This window comes from Corynebacterium liangguodongii (genome assembly GCF_003070865.1).
In the GTDB taxonomy this organism is placed as follows: Bacteria; Actinomycetota; Actinomycetes; order Mycobacteriales; family Mycobacteriaceae; genus Corynebacterium; species Corynebacterium liangguodongii.
In genome coordinates this window covers 1,008,724-1,025,013 of the sequence record NZ_CP026948.1, presented here as the reverse complement: position 1 = coordinate 1,025,013, position 16,290 = coordinate 1,008,724, and the positions used below count along the sequence as shown (strand labels likewise).

At 67.5% G+C, this 16,290-nt stretch carries 14 protein-coding genes; 7 read left to right on the top strand and 7 right to left on the bottom strand.

Annotated features, from left to right (window positions below; genetic code table 11):
- Positions 1–2 precede the first annotated feature (2 nt).
- A complete protein-coding gene (gene leuC, locus C3E79_RS04895) occupies positions 3–1,427 on the bottom strand; it encodes a 3-isopropylmalate dehydratase large subunit (RefSeq protein ID WP_108403905.1) in 1,425 nt (474 codons plus the stop codon).
- 62 nt (positions 1,428–1,489) lie between these two features.
- Between leuC and C3E79_RS04890 the strand changes: the two genes are divergently transcribed.
- The 5 genes from C3E79_RS04890 (at position 1,490) to cydC (ending at position 7,942) form a co-directional block, all read left to right on the top strand.
- On the top strand, positions 1,490–2,179 hold the full coding sequence (locus C3E79_RS04890) for an IclR family transcriptional regulator (RefSeq protein WP_412778873.1): 690 nt from the start codon (positions 1,490–1,492) through the stop codon (positions 2,177–2,179).
- Positions 2,180–2,327: 148 nt separating this feature from the next.
- Entirely contained in the window at positions 2,328–3,887 is a 1,560-nt protein-coding gene (locus C3E79_RS04885; protein WP_108403903.1) for a cytochrome ubiquinol oxidase subunit I, read from the top strand.
- Positions 3,887–4,891, top strand: coding sequence for a cytochrome d ubiquinol oxidase subunit II (gene cydB / locus C3E79_RS04880; RefSeq protein WP_108403902.1), 1,005 nt, complete (start codon positions 3,887–3,889; stop codon positions 4,889–4,891). The genes C3E79_RS04885 and cydB overlap by 1 nt, the downstream gene beginning before the upstream one ends.
- Before the next feature lie 4 nt (positions 4,892–4,895).
- Positions 4,896–6,440 carry an ABC transporter ATP-binding protein/permease gene (locus C3E79_RS04875; protein WP_108403901.1) on the top strand — a complete coding sequence of 515 codons (1,545 nt, stop codon included), beginning with the start codon at positions 4,896–4,898 and terminating at the stop codon, positions 6,438–6,440.
- Positions 6,437–7,942, top strand: coding sequence for a thiol reductant ABC exporter subunit CydC (gene cydC, locus C3E79_RS04870; protein ID WP_108403900.1), 1,506 nt, complete (start codon positions 6,437–6,439; stop codon positions 7,940–7,942). Before C3E79_RS04875 ends, cydC begins: the two co-directional genes overlap by 4 nt.
- Here the strand turns inward: cydC and C3E79_RS04865 are convergent.
- The 5 genes from C3E79_RS04865 to C3E79_RS04845 all read right to left on the bottom strand — a co-directional run bounded on the left by C3E79_RS04865 (position 7,939) and on the right by C3E79_RS04845 (position 13,291).
- Positions 7,939–10,647: an FAD/NAD(P)-binding protein gene (locus tag C3E79_RS04865; protein ID WP_108403899.1), complete on the bottom strand. Its 2,709-nt coding sequence runs from the start codon at positions 10,645–10,647 to the stop codon at positions 7,939–7,941. The two genes, cydC and C3E79_RS04865, sit on opposite strands and share 4 nt — an antisense overlap.
- Positions 10,648–11,589, bottom strand: coding sequence for a pyridoxal-phosphate dependent enzyme (locus C3E79_RS04860; RefSeq protein WP_108403898.1), 942 nt, complete (start codon positions 11,587–11,589; stop codon positions 10,648–10,650).
- 34 nt (positions 11,590–11,623) lie between these two features.
- Complete coding sequence (locus tag C3E79_RS04855) at positions 11,624–12,103, bottom strand: hypothetical protein (RefSeq protein ID WP_179948321.1); 480 nt, start codon at positions 12,101–12,103, stop codon at positions 11,624–11,626.
- A gap of 227 nt (positions 12,104–12,330) precedes the next feature.
- A complete protein-coding gene (locus C3E79_RS04850) occupies positions 12,331–12,735 on the bottom strand; it encodes a DUF6114 domain-containing protein (protein WP_146183412.1) in 405 nt (134 codons plus the stop codon).
- Positions 12,722–13,291: a DUF6230 family protein gene (locus tag C3E79_RS04845; protein ID WP_108403896.1), complete on the bottom strand. Its 570-nt coding sequence runs from the start codon at positions 13,289–13,291 to the stop codon at positions 12,722–12,724. The genes C3E79_RS04850 and C3E79_RS04845 overlap by 14 nt, the downstream gene beginning before the upstream one ends.
- Positions 13,292–13,556: 265 nt before the next feature.
- Here C3E79_RS04845 and C3E79_RS04840 point away from each other — a divergent pair, with 265 nt between their 5' ends.
- Together C3E79_RS04840 and C3E79_RS04835 are read left to right on the top strand one after the other, a co-directional pair.
- Positions 13,557–14,894 carry a metallophosphoesterase family protein gene (locus C3E79_RS04840; RefSeq protein ID WP_108403895.1) on the top strand — a complete coding sequence of 446 codons (1,338 nt, stop codon included), beginning with the start codon at positions 13,557–13,559 and terminating at the stop codon, positions 14,892–14,894.
- 36 nt (positions 14,895–14,930) lie between these two features.
- Complete coding sequence (locus C3E79_RS04835; RefSeq protein WP_108403894.1) at positions 14,931–15,350, top strand: carboxymuconolactone decarboxylase family protein; 420 nt, start codon at positions 14,931–14,933, stop codon at positions 15,348–15,350.
- On the opposite strand, the gene C3E79_RS04830 is transcribed toward C3E79_RS04835, so the two are convergent.
- Positions 15,347–16,231 carry a 3-hydroxyacyl-CoA dehydrogenase gene (locus tag C3E79_RS04830; protein ID WP_108403893.1) on the bottom strand — a complete coding sequence of 295 codons (885 nt, stop codon included), beginning with the start codon at positions 16,229–16,231 and terminating at the stop codon, positions 15,347–15,349. The genes C3E79_RS04835 and C3E79_RS04830 overlap by 4 nt on opposite strands.
- Between the last annotated feature and the right edge of the window lie 59 nt (positions 16,232–16,290).

The window sequence follows — 16,290 nt, the reverse complement described above, 5'->3', positions numbered from 1 at the left end:
CCTTACTTCAGGTCGGCGGGGCTGGCAAGGTGGCCGGCGACGGCTGTGGCGGCGGCGACGAGCGGGGAGACGAGGTGGGTGCGCCCGCCGGGGCCCTGGCGGCCCTCGAAATTGCGGTTCGACGTCGAGGCCGAGCGCTCCCCGGGCGCGAGCTGGTCGGGGTTCATACCAAGGCACATTGAGCAGCCAGCGGTGCGCCACTCGGCACCGAACTCGGTGAAGATGGCATCGAGGCCCTCCTCCTCGGCCTGCTGCTTGACCATCGCCGAGGACGGCACGACCATCATGCGGGTGCCTTCGGCGATGCGGCGGCCCTTAATCACCTCCGCGGCGGCGCGCAGGTCCTCGATCCGGGCGTTGGTGCAGGAGCCGAGGAAGACGGTGTCGATCCTGATCTCGCGCAGCGGTGTGCCCGGGGTCAAGTCCATGTACCTGAGCGCCTTCTCGGCAGCGCGCTTGGAGGTCTCGTCCGTGAAATCCTCCGGGTCCGGCACGGACTCGGACAGCGGCAGGCCCTGGCCCGGGTTGGTGCCCCAGGTGACAAAGGGAGTCAGCGCGGAGCCGTCGATCTCCACGACGGTGTCGAAGCTCGCGCCCTCGTCCGTCGGCAGCGTCTTCCAGTATTCGACGGCGGCGTCCCAGTCGGCACCCTTGGGCGCGTACTCGCGGCCTTTGACGTAGTCGAAGGTCTTCTCGTCGGGGGCGACCATGCCTGCGCGGGCGCCGGCCTCGATGGACATGTTGCACATGGTCATGCGCGCTTCCATGGAGAGCTTCCGCACGGCCTCGCCGCGGTATTCGATGATGTGGCCCTGGCCGCCATTCGTGCCGATCTTGGCGATGATGGCCAAGATGAGGTCCTTCGCCGTCACGCCCTCGGCGAGCTCGCCGGAGACCTCGATGGCCATCGTCTTAAACGGCTTGAGAGAAAGCGTCTGGGTGGCCATGACGTGCTCGACTTCGGAGGTGCCGATGCCCATCGCGATGGAGCCGAAGGCGCCGTGGGTGGAGGTGTGCGAATCGCCGCAGACGATGGTCATGCCGGGCTGGGTGATGCCGAGCTGCGGGCCGACGGTGTGGACGATACCCTGCTTGACGTCGCCCATGGGGTGCAGCTTGACCCCGAACTCCTCGCAGTTGCGCCGCAGGGTCTCGACCTGGGTGCGCGAGGTCGGCTCGACGATTTCGAGCAGGTTTCCGGTGTGGATGCCGAGGGTGGGAACGTTGTGGTCCTCGGTAGCCAGGTGCTGTTCGGGGTGGCGAATGGTGCGCCCCGACATGCGCAGACCGTCGAAGGCCTGCGGGCTGGTGACCTCGTGGAGGAGCTGGAAGTCGATGTAGATCAGGTCGGGGTCCCCACCCTCCCCCTTGGTCACGACGTGGTCTCGCCAGACCTTTTCCGCGAGCGTCATAGGCGTATCGCCCATTGCTTTCCTCCTCTCACTCAAGCCCCCACATTCCCATTATGCGGGATGATAGAATCCGTGTTGTGAGACAGTATAGCGAAGACTCCGGGATCAAAGTCCTTGACCGCGCCATTACGATTATCCAGTCCGTGGCCACGGGCGACAAGACCCTTGCCACGCTCAGTGAGGATACCGGCCTGCCCCGCGCCACGACCCACCGCATCGCCTCCGCGCTTGAGGTCCACCGGGTGCTCACCCGCACCCCGGCGGGCGAATGGACGATCGGGCCCGCGCTAGCGGGTTTTTCCGCCAAGGCCTCCCCACGCCTCATCTCCGCGGCAGAGCCGATCATGCGCGAGCTGGTCGCCTCGACCGGGGAATCGGTGCAGCTCTACGTCCTGACCGGCGCGACCCGCACGTGCATCGCCGCGGAAGAGCCGCCGAGCGGGCTGACCTACACCGTGCCGGTGGGATCGCAGCTCCCCCTCACGGCGGGTTCCGCCGCGCGCGTGTTCGCGGCCTTCGACACAGTGCGCGACCACCCGTTTACCCCCGCCGAGCTCGACCTCGCCCGCGCGGAGCGCCTCGCCGAGTCCGTCGCCGAGCGCGAGGTAGGCCTCGCGAGCGTCTCCTCGCCGGTCTTCGACGCCCAAGGCATCCTCGTGGCGGTGCTCTCCATCTCCGGCCCGACGGAGAGGTTCGCGCCCAGCCCCGGGGCGAAGTGGGGAAAAACACTTATCGACGCCGCCACCAAGGTCAGCGCCGCGCTATAGCGCCCCGGGCGCCGCTGTGCGGCGTCGCAGCGGCGTGCGGGAACTTTACAGCCCCCGCGGCCGACTACTATGACATAGCTGTACTTATTAACACGTACAGTTCTTCCTATTATTACGCCCGTCCCTGACAAGCTAGGAGCCCCGCACCATGGAGCTAGACCTGGTCGACCTCTCACGGTGGCAGTTCGGTATCACCACCGTCTACCACTACATCTTCGTCCCGCTCACCATCGGCCTTGCCCCCATCGTGGCCATCATGCAGACGGTCTGGCAGGTCAGCGGGCGCAGCCAGTGGTACCGAGCGACCCGCTTCTTTGGCAACCTCTTCCTCATCAACTTCGCCATGGGTATCGTCACCGGGCTGGTTCAAGAGTTCCAATTCGGCATGAACTGGTCCGAATACGCCAGCTTCGTCGGCGATGTCTTCGGCGCCCCGCTCGCCTTCGAGGGCCTCGCCGCCTTCTTCTTCGAATCGGTCTTCCTCGGCGTGTGGATCTTCGGGTGGGGCCGCATCCCGCGCTGGGCCCACCTCGCCTCGATCTGGACCGTCGCCGTCGCGGTGAACGTCTCCGCCTACTTCATCATCGTCGCCAACTCGTTTATGCAGCACCCCGTGGGCGCCCGGTTTAACCCCGAGACCCGCCGCGCCGAGCTCACCGACTTGTGGGCGCTGCTGACCAACAGCACCGCGCTGCAGGCCTTCCCCCACGCCGTCTTCGCATCCTGGATGCTCGCCGGCACCTTCGTGTGCGGGATTTCCGGCTGGTGGATGGTACGCGAGAGGCGCCGCGGCAACGTGGATATCGCCACACGCACCTGGCGCACCTGCACCCGTTTCGGGGCCTGGGTGATCCTCGTTGCCACCGCCGGGGTGACCCTCACCGGCGACGCGCTGGCCAAGCTCATGTTCATCCAGCAGCCGATGAAAATGGCTTCCGCGGAGGCGCTGTGCCGCACCGAGACCGACCCGGCATTTTCCGTCCTGTCGGTCTCGACGATGAACAACTGCGAGACCGCGGTGCACTTGATCGACGTCCCCTACGTCTTGTCGTTCCTCGCCAAGGGCGAATTCTCCGGCGTCACGCTTCAGGGTGCGATGGACCTCAACGAGTACTACCAGCAGCTCTACGGCCCGGGTGACTACATCCCAAACCTCTTCGTCACCTACTGGTCGTTCCGCCTCATGATCGGGTTCATGGTGGTGCCCGTCATCATGGCCATCATCGCGCTGTGGATGACGCGCCGCCGGCGGGTGCCCTCGCAGCGGTGGATCGAGCTGGCCTGCCTCGCCGCCCTCCCGGCGCCGTGGCTATCCAACTTCTCCGGGTGGGTCTTCACCGAGATGGGCCGCCAGCCCTGGGTGGTCCACCCGAACCCGGCGTTCCAGGGCGCCCCAGCCCCGAACGGTGAGGACTCCATCAACCTCCTCGTCGACTTCGGCGTGTCCCACCACCAGCCCTGGCAGGTGCTGGTGAGCATGTCCATCTTCACGCTCCTCTACGGCGCGCTCGCCATCGTCTGGTTTCACCTGATGCGTCGCTACGCCCGCTACGGGCTCGACCAGCCCGGCATCGCGCTCGAGGACGCCCACGGCGATGCCCACTCCGCGCCGCAGGACAGCGACGAGCTCGAACCGCTCACCTTCGGACCCGCCCACGCCCACGCGTCATCGCCTGACGCGCCCACGCCCCACGGGAAGGACAACTAATGGACCTCAATACCTTTTGGTTTCTCGGCATCGCCTTCCTCTTCCTCGGCTACTTCGTGCTCGAGGGCTTCGACTTCGGGGTCGGAATGCTCCTGCCCTTCCTTGGCGGGAAGAGCGAGGAGGAGAACGATAAGCTGCGCACCGCCCAGGTAGGCACCATCGGCCCGCTCTGGGACGGCAACGAGGTGTGGCTCGTCACCGCCGGCGCAGCGATTTTCGCGGCGTTCCCGGAGTGGTACGCGACGATGTTCTCCGGGTTCTTCTTCGTGCTCGTGCTCATCCTCGTCGGTCTCATCGTGCGCGGGGTCTGCCTCGAGTGGCGCTCCAAGGGCAAGACCGTGGCTTGGCGCAAGCGTTGCGACGCGGGCACCGCCTTCGGCTCGTACCTGCCCGCCTTTTTGTGGGGGCTGGCCATGACGAACCTCGTCGTCGGGATGCCGCTCGACGAACAAGGCCGCATCAACTCCTTCGCAGACGGCTTCCTCGGGCTGTTTAACCCGCTGGGCATCGTCGGCGCGCTCGCCTTCGTCCTCGTCTTCATGCTCCACGGGGCCCTCTTCGTCGCTTTTAAGGCGGAGGAGCCGCTGCGCGGACGAGTGCGCACGCTGGCGCTGCGCTACCTCGCGGCCCCCGCGGCAATCGCCGCCGCCGTGTTTGTCGTCTGGATCCACATCGTCGCCGGCCACGGGTGGACGTTGTGGGCCGTTGCCGCAGCCATCGCCGCGCTCGCCCTCGCACTGTGGGCGGCTATCGCCGGGCGCGACGGCGCCGCGTTTTTCGCCACCGCCGCCTCCATCGCCGCCGTGAGCGTGTTGCTCTTCGGCTCTCTCTTCCCGTTCGTCGTGCCCTCGACGAGCGAGTTCGCGGGTTGGGACATCTACACCGCGGCGTCGAGCGCGTACACGCTGAAGGTCATGAGCTGGGCAGGAATCATCGTGCTGCCCGCGGTCATCATCGCCCAGGCCTGGTCGTACTGGTCGTTCCGGAAGAGGGTCGCGGTCTAAGCACGTGGCCTCCCCGATCGATCCCCGCCTGCTCCGCCTCGCTCCCCCCGTGCGCCGCTTCATCGTGCGCGCGGGGGTGGCGCAGGCGACCACGACCATCCTCGTGATCGCTCGCGGGGTGCTCCTCGGCACGACCGCGGCGGCTGCTATCGAGGGCCGCACCGAGCGCATCGGGGCCGTCCTTGTCGGCCTCGTGGCCGTTGCCCTCGCCCACGGTGCGGCGGCGGCAGCGGCGCGGCGGGGCTCGCTCCGGGCGGCGGGGTGGAGCGTCGATACGCTGCGCAGCCAAGCCCTTGCCGCGCTGGCGCGCCAGGACCCACGGGCCGTCGAGCGAGACCACGCGCTGTGGCGGCACGTGCTCACGCGCGGAATGGAGGACTTCCGGCCCTACATCACGGATTTCCTCCCCTCCCTCGTCTCCGTCGCCATCACCACCCCGATCGCCCTGGCCACGGTATTTTTCTTCGACCGCACCTCCGGGTTCTTCGCGCTGGCGACGCTGCCGCTCATCCCGGCCTTCATGGCGCTCATTGGCACCCTGACCGCGCAGCGCACCAGTAAGCGCCTGCGCGTCACAGCGGGCCTGGGCCAGCAGGTCGGCGACCTTCTACAGGGCGCGCCCACCCTGCGTGCCCTCGGCGCGACGCGGCGCCCGGGTGAGGTGATTCGCGCGGCGGGCCGGCGCCACGAGACCGCGACGATGGGCGTGCTGCGCCTGGCCTTTTTGTCGTCTTTCGCCTTGGAGTTCCTCGCCACCCTCTCCGTCGCGCTGGTCGCGGTGAGCATCGGGCTGCGCCTCGTCTACGGCGAGGTCGCTCTGCTGCCTGCGCTCGTCGTGCTCATCATCGTCCCGGAGGTCTTTAACCCCGTGAGATCCGTGGGCACGCGCTACCACGCGGCCGCCGACGGGCTCGAGGCGATCGATCGGGTGCTCACGCTTATCGACGCCCCCGCCGCAACCACCGGTTCCTACCTGCGCGCCGGATCACCGGGCGTGGAGGTGCGCGAGCTCAGCGTGAGCGGGCGGGACGGGCGGCTTCCCGCCGGGCTGTCCTTCCGCGCGCGCCCGGGCGAGATCACGGTGCTGCGCGGGGCCAACGGAACGGGGAAAACGACGACACTCTACGCCATCCTCGGCGCCCTGCCCGACGATGCGGTGACGGGCTCGATCGCCCTCGGCGGGGAGGTGTCCTACCTCTCCGCGCGCCCCGCGACCGTCCCGGGCACGGTGCGGGAGAACCTGCAGCTCTTCGGCGCCGCCGCGGGCGAATCCGTCCCTCTCGTGCCGGGCGTCGGCATGGAGCGGCGCATCGACCCCAGCGCTCGCGGGGTCTCCGCCGGCGAGCTGCAGCGCATTGGGCTGGCGAGAGCGCTTGCCAAAAGCGCCCCGATCCTCCTGCTCGACGAGCCCACCGCGCACCTCAACCCCGAGCTCGCCGGCGATGTCCTCGCCGCCCTGCGGGCGCAGGCGAACCTAGGCAAGACCGTGCTCGTGGCCAGCCACGACGCCCGCCTCGCCGCCGCGGCCGAGCAGGTGGTGGAGCTATGAGGATTCTCCCTGGTGCCATCGCCTCCCTGCTGCGCGCGGCCGAGGTGAAGGCCTCCTCCGTGGCTGCGGCGGTGGCGGCGGCCTCTGTCACCCTGATCGCGGCGCTTACGCTCACGGTGTTGTCGGGCTGGCTGATCACGCGGGCCTGGCAGATGCCGCCGGTGCTCACCTCGTCGGTGGCGATCACCGCCGTGCGCGCGCTCGGGATCTCGCGCGCGGTGTTCCGCTACCTCGACAGGCTGCTTACCCACCGCATTGCCCTGCGCGCGCTGAGTAATCTGCGCGTTCTCGTCTACGACGCCCTCGCCGCAGGTGCCAGCCTCCCGCGCGGGCGCGGGCACGTCTACCTCGTGGAGGAGACCGAGCGCGTCACCGACTACCTCGTGCGCAGCCTCATCCCGCGCGCCGTGGCCTGGGTCGTCTCCGTCATCGCGGTGGGCATCACCGCGATCTTGAGCCCGCTGTCCGCGGCCGTCCTCGCCGCGGCGCTGGCCGTGACCGGATTCGCGGTGCCGCGCCTCGCGCTGCGCTCCTACCGGCGCGAGGCGAGCGTCGAGGCAGCCAGCCAGCTCACCGTCGACATCGACCAGGTGCTGGGGCACAGGGTGGAATACGCCGCCGCCGGCGTGGCGCCCGCGCTCATCGCCCGCGCCTCGCGCTCCTCCGCCGCGGCCACCCGCGCGGCCCTTGAAGCGCAGCGCTCCTCGGTGGCCGCCGAAGCCCTGCAGACCTGGGCGGTATCGGCGGCGGCCGTCGGCGTCGCGGCCGTCGGTGCGTGGACCTACAACGGGGATCCCACGTGGCTGGGCATGCTCGTCATGGTGCCGCTCGCGGCGTTCGAATCCCACGCGCCGCTCGCCGCGGCCGCGCAGCACGAAAGCGACGCCGTGCGCAGCGCGCACCGGCTTCGCGCCCTGCTGGGTTCCGCCCCGCGCCCGGCGGGCGCGCCGGCTCCCTCTGCCACCGTCTCGGCCCGCGGCCTGCGCTGCGACCACGGGGATGTGGAGTGGAACTTCTCACTCGCCCCGGGGGAGAGGCTCGTGATTCGCGGGCCGTCCGGGTGCGGCAAGACCACCTTGCTCGAGACGCTCGCGGGCCTTCGCGCCCCCGCCGCCGGCTCGTGCACCGCTGCCCCTAACACCCGGTTTTTCGCCGAGGATGCCTGGGTGTTTGCCACCTCCGTCCGGGAGAACCTGCGCGTGTGCTCGCCCATGCTCGAAGACGACGTCGCCAACGCGGCGCTGAAGGCGGTGGGCTTTCCCTTCCCGCTCGACTTCCACCTCGCCGCCGGGGCTGATTCGCTCTCGGCCGGGCAGCGCAGGAAGCTGCTCGTCGCGCGCGCGTTGTGTAGCGAGGCCGACGTGTTGCTTATCGACGAACCCACCGCCCACCTCACCCCCGACGACGCCGGGAAGATCCTGCGCATGCTGCTCACCGCTCCCCTGCCCGGCGCGAAGGCGCACCGCAGCGTGATCGTGGCGGCGCACGTGGGCGAGCCCTAGGCGCCGGGCGCGTCGATCGGGTCGAGGGCACCGCCCGGCCACACGACGTTTTTCGCGAGCGGGATCTGGTGCGAGGCGGATTCGAGGATGTGCATGAAGTAGCCGGCGGTGTTCGGGATGGCGATGATGTCCCCTGCGCTCACTCCCGCGGGGAAGCGCACGCGGCGGCGCAGGATCACCTCGTCTTCGATGCAGTAGGCCCCCACGAGGAAGGCTTCGATCTCCTCGCTGGGGTCGGTGCGCTTGACCAGGATCGGGTCGACGAGATAGTCATCCGAGGTGGTACGGCACTGGGTGCGGTTCATGTGCAGGCCGACGAGGGGCAGGCCGTCGCTACGCTGCTTCACGAAGGCAACGGCGGCGAGGATGAGCCCGCAGCCGTCGAGAAGCGAGCGGCCCGGCTCGAGGTGGAGCCGCAGCCCGCGCCGCCGCAGGCCCGCGGCGATATCGCCTGCGAGGACCTCGTCGAGCCACCGCCCCCGGGTGGGGCGCTGGTGGTAGGGGTAGGTGTTGGTCAGCGGGTCGGCCTTCCACGTAAAGGGCTCGGCGTATCCGGCGCGCTGGGCGTCGATCGCATCGCGGTAGCCCTCCCACTGCGCGGCGCTGTCGATGTAGCTCATGGGCACCCCGCCGCCGATGTCGATGAACTCTAGCGCGTGGCCTTTCCGCGCAAGCGCGTCCACAAGCTCCATGCATTCGCGCAGCGCGTGTCTGCGGTCCCGTGCCGCGTAGCCGTGGAGATGCGCGTGCACCCCGACGATGCGCACCCACCTCCCGGGTGCGCCGATGTGCTCGGCCCACGCCTCACGGCGCTCGCCGAAGCGGGTCGGCGGCATCACCTCAGGGTCGGGTGCGAGGCGCGGTGCGACGAGGGCGAGCTCCCCCAGTTCCTCGGCGATGGCTGCGATGCGGTCGAGCTCGTCGCGGCTATCGGCCGAGATGACGGCGCCGTGTGCAATGGCCAGGCGCAGCAACCCGTCGGTCTTCACCGCGGCGGTGACGATGGTATCGCTGCCCTTCACTCCCCGGCCGAGCACCTGGGTGAGCTCGCCGACGCTGGCCACGTCCACCCCGTGCCCCGCATCGCGCGCCGCATCGACGAAGGCTAAGGCCTTGTTGGCCTTGCGGGCGAAGAACACCTTGAGCTCGACGCCGTGGCCGCGCGCGGCGTCGACGAGCTGGGTGATGTTGCGCTCCATCGGCTCCGGGTTGAGGACGTTGACCGGGCTGGAATGGTCCTCGATGAGGTTGTGGCACGCCTGCGCATCGGCGAGGAGGCCATCCGCCCACGCCTCGGTGCGCGCGGTCAGAGGCGGGATGCCGTGCACCCCGCTCGGGGCCGCCGCCGCGGAGACGCGCCGCGCCCAGGCAGGGATGACATCATCGGGGCCCCGGCGCAGCGTGTCGTGGCCGAGGATCCATCCCTCGCACATCCTTCCCGCGGCGGCGAGGTGCTTCTGCCCGGAGACGGTGCCGTCGCGCTCGACGATGAGGGCACCGGCCTCGGTGCGCGCGAGCCCATCTGAGACGAGGCGGCCGACGAGCGAATCCGGGTGAACCCCCGGGGGCGCGGTGACCGAATCGACGACAGCGCTGGCTCCGACCTCGCGGGCGAGCGCACCGATGTCTTCCGCGCCGCGCCCGAGCACATCGGTGCGCACGCGGCCGGAATCGATCGCGGCGACGAGGTCCCGAGCGGTTACCGCGGGAGGGCCGAAGGCGACGCGCTCGAGGGTGTGCGTGAGCGCGTCGAAACGCTCCCCTCCCAGGCTGGCTCGCCCGCCAAAGGATGCGCGCTCGATGACGCGAGGGTAGAGCTCGCGAAACACGTAGCCCACCGCCTGGGCGGGGGTCCACGGGCGCAGGCCCTGCGCGCCGGCCAGCGAGGCGCGCAGCTCGGCGACGGCGTCACCGCTAAAGTCGGTGCCTTCGATGACGGGGCGGGTCTCCCCGCTCCCGCCGACTGCCTCGAGCACGGCGTCCGCGGCCTCGGCGAGGGCGCGGGTGAATGCGACGAGGTCGGCGCTTCGGGCAATCTCGGCCCCGGCGCGCTCGAGCGCGGCGGTGGCGACCGGCCCGTCCTCGGGATAGGCCTTGACCTCCATAAACCTTCCGCTGCGGGAAACAGGGAAGAACGTCTTGGCGCCCGAGTAGCGCACCACGTCCATGAACGACAGCGCCGCGCCGCGGACGAGCACCACGTCTGAGGGACCCAGGGCATCGAGGTTGGTGTGCGGGTAGGCGGCGATGGCGCCGGGAACCGGGGTGGCGGTCTCGTGGCCGGTGCAGATCATCACTTCGTCGAAAAGCGTGCCGTCGACCCTCAACCCACCGCCCGCCGGCACGATGCGCTCGACCCTGTGCTGGCGAAAATCGAGCGCGCACCCGCGCGGCACACGAGAGAGGGCCGCGCGCCACGAGGCGGCGATGAACTCCCCAACCTGCGCGCGCGACGGGAAATCCCCGCCCGGCGTGCGCCACTGATCGAAACTGCCGAGGCGGGTGGCAATAGCGCTGGCGGGCACGTTGAGCAGCCACTGGGCGGGAAGGTCGGGCTGGAACGCGCCGGTGGCGCTCGTGGCGCCGCGCGGGGCGGTGTCGAAAACGGTGAGCTCGATTGATGCGCCGCGCTCGCGCGCTGTGCCCATGAGCTCTTCGCACGCCCACAGCCCGCGCGGGCCTGCCCCGATAATGGCAACTTTCATCTACAGGTTCGCCTCCACCCATTCGTCGTTGTAGACCGTGTCCAGGTAGGCGCGGCCGTCATCGTGAAAGATCGCGGCGATCTCCGCGCCGGGGTGCCGCGCAGCAAGCGTATCGACGCCATGGGCAACCGCCCCGCCGGAGGCCCCCGGTAAAAACCCCGAGGCGCGCGCCATGGTACGGGCGGCGCGCACGGCATCGCCCGCGCTCACGCGGATCACGCTGTCGGGCTCGACGTGGGTGGAGAGTTCGGTGACCACACCGGCGCCGTAGCCGGGCAGGATCCGGCTCCCGCGGGTGCCGCCGAAGAGCACGGAGCCTTCAGCATCGATCGCGACCACCGTGGTGGGCAGGCCGTGGCTGCGCACGAAGTGCGCGCACCCGCCGATAGTCCCCGTCGTGCTCACCGCCGCGACGATGAAGTCCGGAGCGTGCCCGAGGGCGTCGATAATCTCGCACATCGTGCCCTCGCTATGCGCCGTAATCGCCGCCCGGTTGGAGTATTGGTCGAGGGTTATGGCCCCGAGCTCGGCGACGAGCTCGTCCACCGCGGCCCGGCGCGCCACGAGCCAGTCTCCGGTCTCCGGGTCGGGGGCGGTGACCTCGTGGAGTATCGCGCCGAGCGCGCGCATGTGTGCCAGCGTCTGGGCGTTTGTGCGCGTATCGACAACACAGTGGAAGCTCCACCCCCCGATCAAGGCCTCCCTCGCCAGCGCCACCCCGAGGTTGCCGGAGCTGGATTCGACGACAATCGTGCCAGGCCCGAGGATCCCCTTCTCGTAGGCGTCACGTACCATCGCCCGGGCCGTGCGGTCTTTGGCGCTGCCCGAGGGGTTGAAGGATTCGAGCTTAGCCCACGCCCGGGCGCGGGGCGAGACGGCGAGTTCGACGAGCGGTGTGTGGCCGACCGCGGCGAGAAGGTCCGGTCGTGGATCGCTGAGCATAACAACAATCTTATGCGTAATCGCTTCGTCCGGCTTACTGGCCGATGGTGAGGGCCTCCCCCGTGAACCGATCCGCGGAAATGTAGTACGCCTCCATCTGACCGTTGAGCATCACCACGTGCTCTGATATCGCGTCGGGCATGCCGGCTCCAACTTGCTTGAGCCTGTTCGCGATGTCCTCGGTAGCCATGTCCGCGTCAATGGTGATCGGCGCCGGCAGCGCTACCCCGGCGATCTGCGGGGTCACCGTCATTTCTTTGACGATGATGTGGAAGTGGCCGCTCAGAGTCGTCTTCACTCCGGGTCCCGAGCGCTGCCACTCGTCTGGGACGCCGGCAACGCTGCTGGGAAAGCGCACCCGAAGGTTGTCCAGAACCACCTTGTCGGCGTCGATCCGGATCGCGGAGCGTGGCCCCTGAGCTGTCTCGATGTTGACGTAGGAGAGCTTGACGCCACCCGTGAGTGCGGTGGAGTCCGCCTGCACGGTATACGTCGTCCCCGAAGGCGTGCCCATACCCGCAATCGGCTCTGGAGGGGCAAAGTCGAGCCCAGCGATGGGCGGGAGCGTGAGCTGTCCGGGAGGCGCGGGTGTTCCGAGTGGAACGGGGGGTGCGGGAAGTGCAGGAACAGACATGAGCTGCTCGAGCGGGGATTCCCGCGGCATAAGCGCGGACGTCGACGCGGGCGCAAGAATACCGACCGCCACGATACCAGCTAGCGCTGCGAGCCCGCCCCGACGAATCAAGATTCCTCCCCGTCCCGGCGTGCCCTCTTGTTCCCGTCCGGCCGCGGCCCGGGCGCCCACGCCAACGACAGCGCACCGCCGATCAAGGCGCACAGTGAGCCGACGAAAAATCCACCGAAGTTCGACGTCGGGATAGCCACGACAGCGAGAATCATTGCCGCAATGCCGGCCAGGAGCCGGCCCTCGCTTTGAAACCACACCATCGCCCCGCAACACAGAAGCAGCGCACCAATAAGCAGCGTAGAGACCCCGGACATCGTCGACAGGTGGACCTGGATGTTGGACATTTCGAAGGAGAGGTAGGCCGGGGTCAGGACAACCAGGCCGGAGATGACCATGAGCAAACCCGCGACAAAAGGACGGTGGGAAGCCCAGCGGCGAAATCTACTAGCACTGTGCATTGTCGACATCCTCAACCGTAATAACGCCGCCCCGCGCAGTTAGACTGTCCGCAGAAATCGAAGAGGCGTGGATGGTCTGGTTGATTGCCTCTAATTTTTCGGCGTTGAGCCCGAAAGCGCCAGGCAGTGCTTTGTCGCTGAGTTGTTGGGCGTCGATACCGATGTGCGGGTTGATCATCGTCATCTCACCTGCCAGGTCTTTGGCGCCAATGACCAGGTTGCTTGCGGTGGTCGACTCCCCCGGCACGAGCATCTGGAACTTCTTCGGACCGATTCCTGGAAGGTCGATGGGAGCGGACATACACAGATCTGCAATCATCGCTTCGCTGATGTGGAGGCGTGAGACCCCTAGGTTTCCGTTCTGCATGGGCTCAGCATCAACGAAGAGATCGAACTCTTGCCCCTTAATCGAACCAACCGTCTGGGTAAAGATCACGTTCGATAGCGCGATGTTTGCAGTCAGGCCCGTTTGCGCCATCACCGCGGTCTCTGCCCCCATCATGAGCAAGCCCGCCCCTAGCACGGCGGCAAAGCGCCCCTTCCTCAGGTGTCCCATGAGACATCCTCCCTTTGCCTATTGCTAGCGCTATTTCCCTCGCGCGAACTAACTATCGCTGCCGATACGATACACTCCCCACCGCCCAACGTGAGCCATTTCACGAATAATTTTTCGACAATCACCCCTCACAGCGTTCACCGTCCACCGTTCACTCGCCGTTTATTCCACCTTAAGCGACCGTTTACAGCGACCGCCTAGGATTTCGCTCGTCCAGCTACCCCCAATCCGCCTCACCCTTCGCCAGAAAATGACTCCGCTCCGCATGCCCAACAATCCCGCAGCCGCCACAAACGACCACACCCAGCCCCGCCGCCACTCGATCTCCCGGCGCTCCCTGCTCCTCGGCGGCACGGCGCTCGCCGCAGGCGCCGCCGCCTCCCGCCTCGGCGCGCCAGAGGCCTCCGCGCAGACTGGGCTCGGGGTAGAGGATGCGCACGCCGAGATTCCGCTGCGCTTCGGGCCCGACGGCCGCTTCACCATCGTCCAGTTCAACGACACCCAGGACGACCACCTCACCGACTACCGCACCATCGAGTTCATGGGGCGCGTACTCGATGCCGAGCGCCCCGGTCTCGCGCTTATCAACGGCGACGTCATCACCAGCGGCCCGCAGAACCCAGAGCAGGTCTACCAGGCCATCAACAACGTGGTCATGCCCATGGAATCCCGCGACATCCCCTGGGCGATCACGTTTGGCAACCACGACGAAGATTCCGTCGAGGACGCCGGCACCGGGGTCTTCGAGCGGCAGATGGCCGATTTCGTGCGCACCTACCGCCACAACCTCAACCCGCCTGCGGGCGACCGGGCGTTCGGGCACTCCGACACCCAGCTCCTCATCTCCGGCTCCGCCGAGCCGGGGACCGCACAGTTCGCGGTGTGGCTGCTCGACTCCGGCAACTACATGCCCGGGGAGTTCAAGGACAAGGCGAAGGAGGACCTGCCTCACTACGACTACATCCGGCCCGCCCAGGTCGAGTGGTACCTTAAGGCCTCCCGCGCGGCCGAGGAACGCTTCGGCCGCAAGATCCCAGGCCTGATGTACTTCCACATCCCCACCTACGAGCACCGCGATATGTGGTTCGGCGGGCCGGGCAAGGACGGCCTTATCGACCACAACGCCGCGGCCGATAAGCACGGTATCGACGGCGTCAAGCACGAGGACGTCTACTTCGGCTCGTTTAACTCCGGGATCTACGCCGCGGTGCGCGATCGCGGGGATGTGCTCGGCATCTACTGCGGCCACGACCACATCAACAGCTACCACGGCGACTACTACGGGGTGGAGCTCGGGTACTGCCCCGGCACCGGTTTCGCCCCCTACGGGCTCCACGACGGCACACGCGACCAGCACACCCTGCGCGGGGCCCGCATCTTCGAGCTCAACGAGAACTCCGAGCGTGTCTACGAGTCGACCCGCCTCGTCTTTGCCAAGGATCTTGGCGCGGACATGGTTCCGGCAAAGCAGCCTATCGACGCCCCCCTGCCGCTGCCCGACTACGTGCGCATGCCGGAAGCGACCCCCATGCCACGGCCGCAGGACCCCGCCACGGAGGACAGCCCGGCTTCGTCGACCCGATCGTCGCTGTCCTCGCGTTAGCCGCACGCGCCGCGGGCGCGGGCCTAGACTGGGCCCATGACTGACAACGATGCCACCACCGCCAGCAAAGATGAGCGCTTTGCGGCCGGCATGGCGGTGCGACGTGCCGTGATGGGCGACAACTTCGTCGATACCGCGCTTGCCAAGGCCGCAGGGTCCGACGGCGAGGAACTGCAACACCACATCACCGCCACCGTGTGGGGTTCCGTGTGGACCCGCGAGGGGCTCAGCCGCCGCGACCGCAGCCTGCTCAACATCGGCATGCTCGTCGCCCTGCGCGCCACCGAGGAGCTGCGCGGTCACGTCCGCGGGGCGCTTGCTAACGGCCTGACACGCGAAGAGGTCACGGAGGCGATCATCCACGCCAGCGGGTACTGCGGGGCACCCGCTGCGCTCTCGGCGATGAAGGTGGCCCAGGATGTTTTGGAGGCAGAGCTTGGGCCGAAAAAGAGTTAGCGCACGATGTTGCCGTTACTGTCGTATTTGTAGAACCCTTCACCATCGCCTGCACCCGAGCGGCCTTCTTCAATCATCCTCTTGGCCCGAGCTGTGAATTCCTTCTTCCACTCCGGCTGCTCGTCTTTCGAGCCTTCTGCGACGTTGACGATCGAACGCAACCCGATCATATCCATGATCTCGAAAGGCCCTTGATCGGTTGACATGGCGATCTTCCAATCCTTGTCAATCTGCTCAATGTCGGCCACATCGTTGACGTAGAGGTACTGGGCAGCCTGTAGGAACGGCACCATCATAGTGTTGAGAAGGTACGCACGTTGCTCCTTTTTCATAACTACCGGCTCGAGGTTCGCTTCGCGCGCAAACTCCTCGACGATATCGCGATACTTCAGGTCGGTCTCGGGATTAGGCATGATCTCTACAATGTTCTTTACCCAGACGCGGTTGGCGAAGTGGGTGTTGAGGAATCGCTCCGGTGCACCGGAGGCATCGGCGATCTCGCTGCCGAGAAGCGAGGACGTGTTCGTGCAAAATATCGTATTCTCGGATGCGGATGCGCCGAGCTTCTCCCACGTTGAGCGCTTCAACTCGAGTTTCTCCGGCACGGCCTCAATAATCAGGTCAGCTGACTTCGCGGCCGAGTCCAAGTCGGTGGTTAAAGTAAGGTTTTCGTGCCCAATCGAGATCGATTCTTCCGTCGCGTAGTCGAGCTCTTCGATCATCCGTTTGCCAATGATGTCGAAGCGCTTCTTGGCAGCCTCCACGGCGTCGTCGTTCAGATCCCAGGCAGTCACCTTGAACCCCGCGTGAGCAATAACAAACGCGATCTGAGCCCCGAGTACCCCGGAACCAATCACGCTGACGTGAGAAATGCGAGTCATGAACAATCCTTTCGTGTGGTTTGGTGGAGCAACCCCCCACAGTCCTACCATACGCAGAG

What these genes read in the sequence shown, in the direction of transcription:
- leuC (WP_108403905.1), bottom strand. Translation starts at nt 1,427, where the DNA reads ATGGGCGATACGCCTATGACGCTCGCGGAAAAGGTCTGGCGAGACCAC.
- C3E79_RS04885 (WP_108403903.1), top strand. Translation starts at nt 2,328, where the DNA reads ATGGAGCTAGACCTGGTCGACCTCTCACGGTGGCAGTTCGGTATCACC.
- cydB (WP_108403902.1), top strand. Translation starts at nt 3,887, where the DNA reads ATGGACCTCAATACCTTTTGGTTTCTCGGCATCGCCTTCCTCTTCCTC.
- cydC (WP_108403900.1), top strand. Translation starts at nt 6,437, where the DNA reads ATGAGGATTCTCCCTGGTGCCATCGCCTCCCTGCTGCGCGCGGCCGAG.
- C3E79_RS04865 (WP_108403899.1), bottom strand. Translation starts at nt 10,647, where the DNA reads ATGAAAGTTGCCATTATCGGGGCAGGCCCGCGCGGGCTGTGGGCGTGC.
- C3E79_RS04860 (WP_108403898.1), bottom strand. Translation starts at nt 11,589, where the DNA reads ATGCTCAGCGATCCACGACCGGACCTTCTCGCCGCGGTCGGCCACACA.
- C3E79_RS04855 (WP_179948321.1), bottom strand. Translation starts at nt 12,103, where the DNA reads ATGGGCACGCCTTCGGGGACGACGTATACCGTGCAGGCGGACTCCACC.
- C3E79_RS04850 (WP_146183412.1), bottom strand. Translation starts at nt 12,735, where the DNA reads ATGCACAGTGCTAGTAGATTTCGCCGCTGGGCTTCCCACCGTCCTTTT.
- C3E79_RS04845 (WP_108403896.1), bottom strand. Translation starts at nt 13,291, where the DNA reads ATGGGACACCTGAGGAAGGGGCGCTTTGCCGCCGTGCTAGGGGCGGGC.
- C3E79_RS04840 (WP_108403895.1), top strand. Translation starts at nt 13,557, where the DNA reads ATGCCCAACAATCCCGCAGCCGCCACAAACGACCACACCCAGCCCCGC.
- C3E79_RS04835 (WP_108403894.1), top strand. Translation starts at nt 14,931, where the DNA reads ATGACTGACAACGATGCCACCACCGCCAGCAAAGATGAGCGCTTTGCG.
- C3E79_RS04830 (WP_108403893.1), bottom strand. Translation starts at nt 16,231, where the DNA reads ATGACTCGCATTTCTCACGTCAGCGTGATTGGTTCCGGGGTACTCGGG.